This is a genomic window from Microbacterium sp. zg.Y909 (assembly GCF_024626565.1).
Window position 1 is genome coordinate 1 of record NZ_JANJFJ010000046.1, and the last position, 9,623, is coordinate 9,623.

10 protein-coding genes are annotated in these 9,623 nt (G+C 70.0%); 7 read left to right on the plus strand and 3 right to left on the minus strand.

All coding sequences use genetic code 11. The features are described from left to right. Positions 1-306 precede the first annotated feature (306 nt). The 7 genes from NQ160_RS05805 (at position 307) to NQ160_RS05835 (ending at position 6,321) form a co-directional block, all read left to right on the plus strand. Positions 307-633: a hypothetical protein gene (locus NQ160_RS05805; RefSeq protein WP_257514283.1), complete on the plus strand. Its 327-nt coding sequence runs from the start codon at positions 307-309 to the stop codon at positions 631-633. Continuing rightward, complete coding sequence (locus tag NQ160_RS05810; RefSeq protein ID WP_257514284.1) at positions 630-1,826, plus strand: putative T7SS-secreted protein; 1,197 nt, start codon at positions 630-632, stop codon at positions 1,824-1,826. Before NQ160_RS05805 ends, NQ160_RS05810 begins: the two co-directional genes overlap by 4 nt. 22 nt (positions 1,827-1,848) lie before the next feature. Next, entirely contained in the window at positions 1,849-2,457 is a 609-nt protein-coding gene (locus NQ160_RS05815) for a hypothetical protein (protein ID WP_257514285.1), read from the plus strand. A 1-nt stretch (position 2,458) separates the two neighbouring features. Next, positions 2,459-3,166 (plus strand): hypothetical protein, encoded by a 708-nt coding sequence (locus NQ160_RS05820; protein WP_257514286.1) that lies wholly within the window; start codon positions 2,459-2,461, stop codon positions 3,164-3,166. A gap of 92 nt (positions 3,167-3,258) precedes the next feature. Beyond that, complete coding sequence (locus tag NQ160_RS05825) at positions 3,259-3,909, plus strand: YqaJ viral recombinase family protein (protein ID WP_257514287.1); 651 nt, start codon at positions 3,259-3,261, stop codon at positions 3,907-3,909. 131 nt (positions 3,910-4,040) lie between these two features. Further along, complete coding sequence (locus NQ160_RS05830) at positions 4,041-5,849, plus strand: MDR family MFS transporter (RefSeq protein ID WP_374113634.1); 1,809 nt, start codon at positions 4,041-4,043, stop codon at positions 5,847-5,849. 10 nt (positions 5,850-5,859) lie between these two features. Then, positions 5,860-6,321: a MarR family winged helix-turn-helix transcriptional regulator gene (locus NQ160_RS05835; protein WP_257514289.1), complete on the plus strand. Its 462-nt coding sequence runs from the start codon at positions 5,860-5,862 to the stop codon at positions 6,319-6,321. A 180-nt stretch (positions 6,322-6,501) separates the two neighbouring features. Here NQ160_RS05835 and NQ160_RS05840 read toward each other — a convergent pair whose 3' ends face one another. Genes NQ160_RS05840 through NQ160_RS05850 form a run of 3 tightly spaced genes read right to left on the minus strand, consistent with a single transcriptional unit; the run spans position 6,502 to position 9,619 of the window. Continuing rightward, positions 6,502-7,509 carry a sugar phosphate isomerase/epimerase family protein gene (locus tag NQ160_RS05840; RefSeq protein ID WP_257514290.1) on the minus strand — a complete coding sequence of 336 codons (1,008 nt, stop codon included), beginning with the start codon at positions 7,507-7,509 and terminating at the stop codon, positions 6,502-6,504. A gap of 45 nt (positions 7,510-7,554) precedes the next feature. Then, entirely contained in the window at positions 7,555-8,412 is an 858-nt protein-coding gene (locus NQ160_RS05845) for a sugar phosphate isomerase/epimerase family protein (RefSeq protein ID WP_257514291.1), read from the minus strand. A gap of 4 nt (positions 8,413-8,416) precedes the next feature. Further along, positions 8,417-9,619, minus strand: a complete 1,203-nt coding sequence (locus NQ160_RS05850) for a substrate-binding domain-containing protein (RefSeq protein ID WP_257514292.1) — start codon at positions 9,617-9,619, stop codon at positions 8,417-8,419. Positions 9,620-9,623 lie beyond the last annotated feature (4 nt).

Below are 9,623 nucleotides of genomic sequence, written 5' to 3' on the forward strand. Positions count from 1 at the left end.
GCTCCGCGGTGGCGGGCGTCGACCTCAGCCCGTCGCTCCCTCACAACAAAAAAGCTCCGGCGCAAGCGCACGGAGCTGAATTCCTGAGAATCGTTCTGTACACCTGCGTGGGCCCCTGCTGTGCAGAGCTTCGATCGTGATGCGCTTGCGCGCACACCGATGACCGACGGTCTTTGGCTTGTGTCCCAGCATACGTCGTACGCTCCATGCGGCAAAATCCGCCCTGGCCCCAGAATTGGGGACTTCTCCCCATCCCCCTCTCCCCCGCACCGTTCCTACGCTGAGTGCGAGCAGGGAGGAGAGCTGATGCCGGATCTCAGAGTGGACACAGAGGCGCTGCGGCGGACGCAGGCGACGCTTTCGGACATCGGTCAACGCCTGGAGGCTGCGACAAGCGGATTCGCGTCGATTTCGGGGGCGAGCGTGGCCCACGCAGACCTTCGCAGCCGACTGGACGAGCTCGGGAGCTCGTGGGGTATCGGGCTGAAGAAGCTCGGCGAATACGCCGGCGGTGCGGCGACCGCGCTCAACGGCGTCGCCGACGCGTTCGAGGGCACCGACGACGCGCTCGCCGACGCGCTCAGCACGCCGCCGTCGCAGGCCGCGTCGCACCGACCCGGTGGTGCGCGGTGAGCGCATTCGCCGCGCTCGGGTTCGACCCGGCGCCGGGCGATGTCGCGGCGGTGCGTTCCTTCGCCGAGCAGTTGGAGACGGGCCGTCGGAGCGCCGACGATGCACTGGACCTCATGAGAGGCGGGGATTCCGCGGAGTGGCAGGGCATGACCGCCGACGCCTTCCGCTCGTCGTTGGATTCGGAGTTCCGCCCCCACCTGCTCGACATCCGCACCGCCTTCGAGGATTCCCGGGGGTCGCTGACGGAGTGGGCCGACCGGCTCGCCGACTTCCAGGCGCGCGCAGCCCGCCTGGAAGAACAGGCCCGCGTGGCGCAGGCCACGCTCGCCAGCCGCCAGAGCTCGCTGGCGACCACGACCTCGCAGTACCGCGCCGACCCGCTGGCGGAAGGCGCCGGCGACGACCTGGCCCTCGCCCTGCGGCTCGCCGAGAGCGCGCAAGGCGATCTCGACGGCATCCGCCGTCGCGCGCGGACGCTGCAGTCCGAGGTCGAGGGGTGCGCCACGGTCTGCGCCCAGGCGCTTCAGGGCAGCTCGGAGATCATCTCCAAGTACTCGGGCAGCAACTGGGACAAGTTCAAGGACTTCGTCAGCGGCGTGGGCGACTCGATAGCCGATGCCGCGGACTGGTTCATGGACAACGTGATGCCCATCCTCGAGGACATCATCGACACCATCGGTCCGATCATGGCGGTCGTCGCCCTGTTCGCGGCGTTCATCCCGGGGGTGGGGCAGGCCATCGGCGCCATCGCGCTGGGGCTCGCGATCGCCTCGGTCGCGATCGACGGCCTGCAGGCGCTGCGCGGGGAGGAGGGCGCGGCCGGCGACTTCGTCATGGGGCTCGCCGGGCTCGCACTCGGCGGTGCGCTGGGTAAACTCGGCACCGCGCTGGGCAACGGCACCCGCCAGGTGCTGATCCCGGTGATCCAGGGCGGCGGAGGCCTGGCTCTCGCGGGCGGCGGTTCGGCCGCCGCAGCCGGCAGCCTCACGCTCGCCTTGCGTTTCAACCCGATCGCCCTGCAGGCCAACACCCTGTGGATGTCGACCAAGCTCACGGAGGCGCATATGTCCGGCACCGACATGGTCGGCGCGATGACCCAGCCCGCGGTCAACCTCGGCGAGCGCGTGCGCAACCTCGCCTCCGGCGACGGCCCGCGCACCGATGCGGAACTGGCCGAGCGTGGCCGCGACTGAGCCGCGCATACCGTGGCAGCGGGTGCCGCAGGGCTGGATCGAGCTGGCGGCTTTCCGTGACGACGCCGTCGCCGAGGGCTGGTGGCAGCAGTACCTGGCCGCCGCAGGCGACGCGGTGGACGACGAGACGCGTGCCGGACTGACGCAAGGCTTCCGTGCGGGCCGCGATGTGCTGCGCGCAGCGCCTTTCGCGTTCACCTTCGCCGGAATCTTCCCCTGGATCTCGGAGACGCCCACGGTGTTCTTCATCGGCACGACGATCCTCCCCTCCCCCGAAGACGCACGGGCGGCGCGAATGGCGGGGAGCCTGTCGGGCCTCGTCCGCATCGGCGACGATGTGCAGACGGAATCGTTCGTCGCCCTCGACGGCCGTAACGGGTGGTCGAGCACCAGCCGTTACCTTCTGCCGAACGGGGACGAGGTCGGGGTCATCCTCGCCGATGTGCCGCTCCCCGACGCGAGCGGTCATGTGTTCGTGGTGGCGCTGACCCCTGACCCCGAGCACCTCGACGCCCTTGCGCCCTACGCCGCGCTCGCACTGGATTCCACGACCTTGCTCGATCCCGACCAGGAGGCGCCGGCCTACCCCGGGCCCGATATTCTGGCCGCTTCCGTCCCCCCAGGAGACTGACGTGTTCGCAATGATCCAGCCCGCGACGCTCCCCCTTGTGGAAACGGCGGAGCGCGCGCGGGCCGCGGGCGAGGTCGCCACCGTGCCGCAGGGCATGAACATCGCCGGCGTGGACGCGGCCACCGAGGCCGTGCGGGCGGATTACGGCCGAACGTCACGGTGGCTGCTCGGGCTGCTGGGCACGACGGGGGATGCCGCCGCCGGGCTGGCCGCGATCTTCGCCGGCTTCGGGTTGTCGGTGGCGGGCACAGATCCAGCGACGGCTGCACTCTCCGGCGCCGTCGGTGTCGTGATCGCCCTTGCGCTCGCACTGCCCTCGACTCTGCTGCTGTGGCGACTGCATCTGTCAGGACGGCGCCTTGCCCGGGCCACGGCCTTCTGGGCAGCGCTGCCGTACCTGTCGGGCGCGCGCCGTCCCGTCCCGGGTGATTATTTCGCGGTGCGCTTCCTCGCCTACTCCCCCGACCTGCTCATCCGGGTGATCTCATCGGTGGGCGCATTTCTGGCGGCGGTGTTCTCGCTGTCGATGATCTTCTACGCCACCGCCGTCGACCCCGACCCGACTCTCGCGGTCATCGCGGTGCTGTGGTCGGTGCTGTTCGTTGCGGTGACGATCGGGCAGTTCGGTGGCATCCAGCGCATTCAGGTGGGCTACAGCCATCGCGATCCACTGGGCTACGAACGGCGGATGCGCCGCGCCCGCACCTGACCGGCTGCGGCGCGCCCGGCCGACGAGATCCGACCCGCCGCCGAGCGGCGTGGAGGGCGGATACCGTCGGCGGCCGGGTTTAGGGTCGATGTGTGACCCCCGAACTCTCCGCTCGCATCGTCGCGGATTCCCGCGACCGCGTGGCGTGGGTGCGGGCGCGCTCGCGCGGCATCACGGCAACGGATGTCGCGGCGCTGACATCCGAGAAGGCGATCGCCCGCGCCGCCGACGCCAAGCTGCTCGGATCGGGATTCTCGGGCAACGCCTACACCGATCACGGACGCCGCCGCGAGCCGGAGATCGCCCGCTGGGTCGCCGCGACCCACGGCATCCAGCCGTCGTCGGCGCTGTTCCACGCCGTGGTCGAGAAACGGCACCTGGCCACGCCCGACGGCGTCGGACTCGATAAGAACGGCCGGGTGATCCTGGCCGAGATCAAGACGACCAACAAGCACTGGCGGTCGATTCCGCGCTCCTACCTGCGTCAGGTGTGGTGGCAGCAGCACGTGCTCGGCGCCGAGCGCACCCTCGTGACCTGGGAGCAGCACGTGGACTTCGTGCCCGTCGGCGACGAGCCGCGGTGCGCATGGGTGGACCGCGACGAGTACGAGATCGGCAAGCTGGTGAAGCTCGCCACCGCCCTCATCGACGAGCTGTACCACCGCACGATGCAGCGCCGCACCCTCGTCGCCCCGCCGACCGCACCGCGCGAGCCCTTCCGCGCCCTCGCCCTCGCCGAGTGAGTACGCGCGTCCCCGAGTGAGTACTCGCGTTCCCGAGTGAGTATCCGCCCCCGGCGGTGGCGACCGTTCCTCCGCCGAAATGGTTGACTCACGTCAACCCTGGAGATACAGTTGACCTGTCTCAACCGTTGATGTCCATCAACTTCCGGTCGCCAACGTCGTCGCACCGTCTCGCATCCATTCCAAGGAGACCCGTGCCGAAGTCCCCCCGCCCGAACGATCCCGCCGCCGCCGCGGAGAAGCTCGCCCACCGCCGCGTCCTCGAAGCCCTCTCGGGGCTGCTCCTGGGCATGTTCGTGTCGATGCTCGCCTCGACGGTGGTCTCGACGTCACTGCCGGTCATCCTGCACGACCTCGGCGGCGGCCAGTCCGCATTCACGTGGGTCGTCACCGCGACGCTGCTGACGACCGCGATCTCTACGCCTATCTGGGGCAAGCTCGCCGACCTCACCAACCGCAAGGTGCTGTACCAGCTTGCGATCGTGATCTTCGTGCTCGCCACGGCGGCTGCCGGGTTCTCGCAGAACCCCGAGACGCTCATCGCCTTCCGGGCGCTTCAGGGCATCGGCGCCGGCGGCCTCGCGGCCCTCAGCCAGGTGCTCATGGCCGACATCATCAGCCCGCGCGAACGCGGCCGCTACATGGGCCTGTTCGGCGCCGTCATGGCCGTCGCCACGGTGGGCGGTCCGCTCCTGGGCGGCCTTATCACGGATGCCTGGGGCTGGCGCTGGAACTTCTTCGTCGCCCTCCCCGTCGCGGTCGCGGCCCTGCTCATCGTGCAGCGCAACCTGCACGTGCCGCCGCGGCCGAAGCAGAAGGCCCGCATCGACTACCTCGGCATCGTGCTCCTTTCGGTCTCGGTGTCGCTGCTGCTGATCTGGGTGTCGCTCGCGGGTGACTCGTTCCAGTGGTGGAGCGTCGAGACGGCACTCATGCTCGGCGGTGCGATCGTCGGCGCCGCCCTGTTCGTGCTGGTGGAGCTGCGCTCGCGCGAGCCGCTGATCCCGCTGACCCTCTTCCGCGACCGCACCTTCACGCTGTCGGTCATCGCCTCGATCGCCACCGGCATCGCGATGTTCGGTGCGTCGGTCTACCTCAGCCAGTACATGCAGCTCGCCCGCGGCGCGACGCCCACCGAAGCCGGCATCATGACCATCCCGATGATCGCCGGCCTGCTGATCTCGTCGATGGGCATCGGCGCGCTGATCACCAAGACGGGCCGCTGGAAGGCGTTCCTGGTGATCGGTGCCGTCCTGCTGACCGCCGGCTCGACGCTGCTGTCGACGATCGAGTACGACACCGACTTCACGCTCGTGTCGATCTACATGTTCCTGCTGGGTGCGGGTGTGGGCATGACCATGCAGAACCTCGTGCTGGTGGTGCAGAACACCGCCAAGCCCTCGCAGATCGGCGTCGCGAGCTCGGGAGTGACGTTCTTCCGCAGCCTCGGCGGCACGATCGGCGTGTCGGTGATGGGCGCCGCCCTCGCCTCGCGCGTCACCGAGCTCGTCGCCGAGCGCGCCGACGACATCGCCGCCGCCCTGGCGAGCCTCGGTGAGCAGGGCCCGGTCTGGGCCGCCCAGCTGCAGACCGGCGCCCTCCCCTCCGTCGCGACCATGCCCGCCGCGCTGCGGGTCATCTTCGAGGAGATGTACGCCAACGGCATCTCGCGCGCCTTCCTCATCGCGGTGCCGTTCGCCGTGGTCAGCCTCATCGCGATCGTCTTCCTCCCGCGCACGCCGCTGACCTCGATGACCACCACCGAGCGCCTGCACGCCGCGGAGGCCGACTTCGCGACGGTCTCGGTTCCCGAGGGGATGAGCTCCCTCACGGCATCCAACCGCGTCATGGACGCGACGGATGTCGTGGACCCGACGGATGCCGCAGACCCGACGGATGCCGCAGACGAGGCCTCCGGCCCCCGCGATGCGCGCCGGTAGGGTGGTCACGATGACGAGCGAGGAGACCTCCGAGGAACGCGCCGAGGCGGTGCGGGCCCTGGAAGGGGAGTTCAGCGAGCTGATCGTCCGCTTCCGCAAGATCATCACCGAGAACGCCGACCGGGTGAGTCCCGGCATGCTGCCCGGCGCCTACAAGGTGTTCACCAGCATCGTGCGCTGCGAGCCGGTGACGCAGGCTGCCCTGGCCGAGACCCTCGCGGTCGACAAGGGACAGCTGAGCCGCACAGTGCGCGAGCTCGAGGATCTGGGGCTGGTCACGCGCACGCCGGATCCCGCGGACGGCCGATCGAGCCTGTTGTCCCCGACCCCCGAGGGACTGGCGCGCCTGGCCGCGGCCCGTGCGCCGCATCAAGGCACGCTGCACGCCGCTCTCGAGGACTGGGATCTGGGCGACATCCGCAACCTCACCGAACTGCTGCGCGCTCTGACGACCGGCACGCCGCCGGCCTGACGGGACCCGCTTTCCCGGCTTCTGAACCGTGAGACCCAATCTGGCGGCCGAGACCATGGTTGTTTCCCACCGTCTCGGCCGCCAGATGTCGTTTCAGCGATTGCGGGGGCGGCGGGCGGGCGGTGCGCGGCAGCGGGCGCTGCGCGGCAAGCGGCGCGGCGCGGCCCGGCGCTCCCCCGCCTACTGGTTCTGGAAGGCGGCGTCGAACGACGCTGTCGGAGCCTCCCACAGCAGCGAGCGCACGAACCCCAAGGCCTCCGCGGCCCCGTGCAGCCGGTCCATGCCGGCATCCTCCCACTCGACCGAGATCGGCCCGATGTAGCCGATCGCATCGAGGGCGCGGAAGGCGTCCTCCCACGGCACGTCGCCCCGCCCGGTCGAGACGAAGTCCCAGCCGCGGCGCGGATCACCCCACGGCAGGTGCGAACCCAGCACTCCGGCGCGGCCGTTGCGCGGGCGCAGCCGGGTGTCCTTGCAGTCCACGTGGTAGATGCGGTCGGGAAAATCGAGGATGAACCCGACGGGGTCGATGTTCTGCCACATCATGTGGCTGGGGTCCCAGTTGAACCCGAACGCGCCGCGATGGTCGATCGCCTCCAGCGCCCGCACCGAGCTCCAGTAGTCGTACGCGATCTCGCTCGGGTGCACCTCGTGCGCGAACCGCACCCCCTCCCCGTCGAAGACGTCGAGGATCGGGTTCCAGCGGGCGGCGAAATCCTCGAAGCCCGCCTCGATGACGGATGCCGGCACCGGCGGGAACATCGCCACGTACGGCCAGATCGATGACCCCGTGAACCCGACGACGGTGTCGACGCCGAGCTTGCGGGCCACCCGCGCGGCGCGCTTCATGTCCTCGGCCGCGCGCCGGCGCACCCCCTCGGGCTCGCCGTCGCCCCACACGTAGTCGCGCAGGATCGCCTTGTGACGGAAGTCGATCGGCGCGTCGCACACCGCCTGCCCGCCCAGGTGGTGCGAGATGGCGAAGACCGACAGCCCGTGGCGGTCGAGTATGTCGAGCCGCGAGCGCAGGTAGGCGTCGTCCTCGTCGGCCCGCCGCAGGTCGAGGTGGTCCCCGGATGCCGCGACCTCGAGGCCGTCGTAGCCCCATCCCGCGGCCAGGCGCGCGACCTCCTCGAAGGGCAGGTCGGCCCACTGGCCGGTGAAGAGGGTGACGGGGTGGTGTGCCATGTGTGCTCCTTCGCAAGTGGTGCCCGCATCGTCGGCGACGCGGGGTCAGCGCTGTTCGTCCAGCGCGGTGAGATAGGCCAGCGATCTTTCCGCCAGCGCATCCTGGGATGCCGCGAGCGGACGCCACACAGATGCCGCGACGGCGATGGTGGCATTTTCCCCCGTGAAGCTCTCCACGCCCAGGATCCCGTCGTATCCCGCGTCGTCGAGTGCGTCGAGCACCGCCGGCCAGTCGGTGTGGTCGTCTCCGACCGGGCCCCGGTCGTTGCCGCACACCTGCACGTGGGCGATGGCGCTTCCGGCGGCACGGATGGCGTCGGTGGGGCGCTTCTCCTCGATGTTGAGGTGGTAGGTGTCCAGCGCCAGGCCCACGCCCGACCCCAGCAGCGGCCCGAACACCTCCAGCGCCTGCCCCACGGTGTTCACCACGCTCGTCTCGTAGCGGTTGAGGGGCTCGATCGCGAGCGTGATCCCGCTGTCGACGGCGAGCTCGGCCAGGGGCGCGAGGTTGCGGCGAAGCTGCGCGGCGGCATCCTCCCGCTCCGCGGCGCTCATCCGCCAGGTGACCCCCGTGGGGGCGTAGAGGGGCCCGGCCACGACGGGGCTCCCGAGCACGCGGGCCGCCTCGATGCAGACGCGGAGGTACTGCTGGGTGGCCGCGACGTTTCCCGCCCGCTCGAGCAGGGAGCGCCCTGGTCCCATCGCCCCGACGACGACACCGCGCAGCCCGAGCGCGTCGAGCAGGTCCCGCGCTCGCGATGCCGACCAGTCGCCGACGCTTTCGAGCGGCAGCTCGACCGCCCCGAACCCCATCGCAGCGATGCGGGGAGCGAGGCGGTCGAGCGACTCATCCGTCAGCGGCGAGGTCCACACCCAGGTGTTGACGCCGATGATCCGATGCATGTCGTCAGGGCATCTGACGCTGCTGCCAGACCTCCGGGTAGCCCGGGAGGTTCTCACCGCCGAACTTGGCGTAGTGACCGTCGGGCATGCCCTCGTTCTCGGTGAGGTAGCGGTCGAGTTCGTCCTCGGTGATGGGGCTCTGCGGCAGCACCCACTCCTTGGGGATCTCCTCCCCGGCGAAGATGCTCTGGATCGCCAGCAGGGGCGTGCGCCACTGGAAGTTGGAGTACACGGGCGCCAGGCCCGTGAGGCCCGTGTCCTGCCACTTGCGCAGGAAGCTCATCTCGTCCTCCCCCGTCATGACGGGGTAATCCGCGCCGGCGTCCTCGAACGCCTCGATAGCGGCCACGGCGCCGTCGCCGGCATCCATCCAGACACCTGCCACGTCACCCTTCGCGAGCTCGTCGCTGAGGATGTTCTTGATCTCGGCCGGGTCGCCGCCGGAGAAGTAGTCGACCGCCTCGATGCCGGCCTCGTCGAAGAGCTTCTCCGCCGCCGCCCAGCGATGCTCGAGCACATCGACGCCCGGGAGGATCCGCAGCGCCACGACCTTGTCGCCCTCCTGCAGGTTGTCGATGAGGAACTGGGCGGTGTCGATGCCCCACGCGAACCCGCCGATCGGGTGGATGAAGGTCACCGGGCAATCCGTGTTCACGCCCCGATCGAACACGATCACCGGCTTGCCGGTCTCGCAGGCGCGTTCGACGGCGGGCGTCATGGCCGCCGTGGAGTTGGGCGAGATGACGAACACGTCGCAGTCACCCTCGGCGATGAAGTAGTCGATGTCGGCGATCTGGGTGTCGTCGGAGTCCTGCGCGTCGCGGGTCTCCATCTCACTGATGACGCCCGCGTCCTGCAGCGCCTTCAGCTGCTGGTTCATCGTGATCCAGCCGGTCTGACGCCACGGGTTGGAGATCGACGCGTTGGCGAAGCACGCCTTCTTCGCACCGTCGCTGGCGTACTGCGCGGTGTCGACCATTTCCGCGTCGATGTGCTGCAGGTACGGCTCGTCCTCGGGGCCGGCGGGTTCCACCTCGCGCTGGGCGAACTGGGCGTCGAAGAGCTCCTGGTCGAACCACTCGTTCCCGGCCGGCGCCGCCGCGTCACCGGATCCGGTGGCGTCCGGCGGCGCCACCGCGGGGTCGGTCGTGCACGCCGCGAGGGCGAAGAGGCCGACGAAGGCCACCGATGTGGTGGCGATCTTCATTGAT

Coding starts and splice junctions, on each gene's coding strand:
- NQ160_RS05805 (WP_257514283.1), top strand. CDS start 307: ATGCCGGATCTCAGAGTGGACACAGAGGCGCTGCGGCGGACGCAGGCG.
- NQ160_RS05830 (WP_374113634.1), top strand. CDS start 4,041: ATGTCCATCAACTTCCGGTCGCCAACGTCGTCGCACCGTCTCGCATCC.
- NQ160_RS05835 (WP_257514289.1), top strand. CDS start 5,860: ATGACGAGCGAGGAGACCTCCGAGGAACGCGCCGAGGCGGTGCGGGCC.
- NQ160_RS05840 (WP_257514290.1), bottom strand. CDS start 7,509: ATGGCACACCACCCCGTCACCCTCTTCACCGGCCAGTGGGCCGACCTG.
- NQ160_RS05845 (WP_257514291.1), bottom strand. CDS start 8,412: ATGCATCGGATCATCGGCGTCAACACCTGGGTGTGGACCTCGCCGCTG.
- NQ160_RS05850 (WP_257514292.1), bottom strand. CDS start 9,619: ATGAAGATCGCCACCACATCGGTGGCCTTCGTCGGCCTCTTCGCCCTC.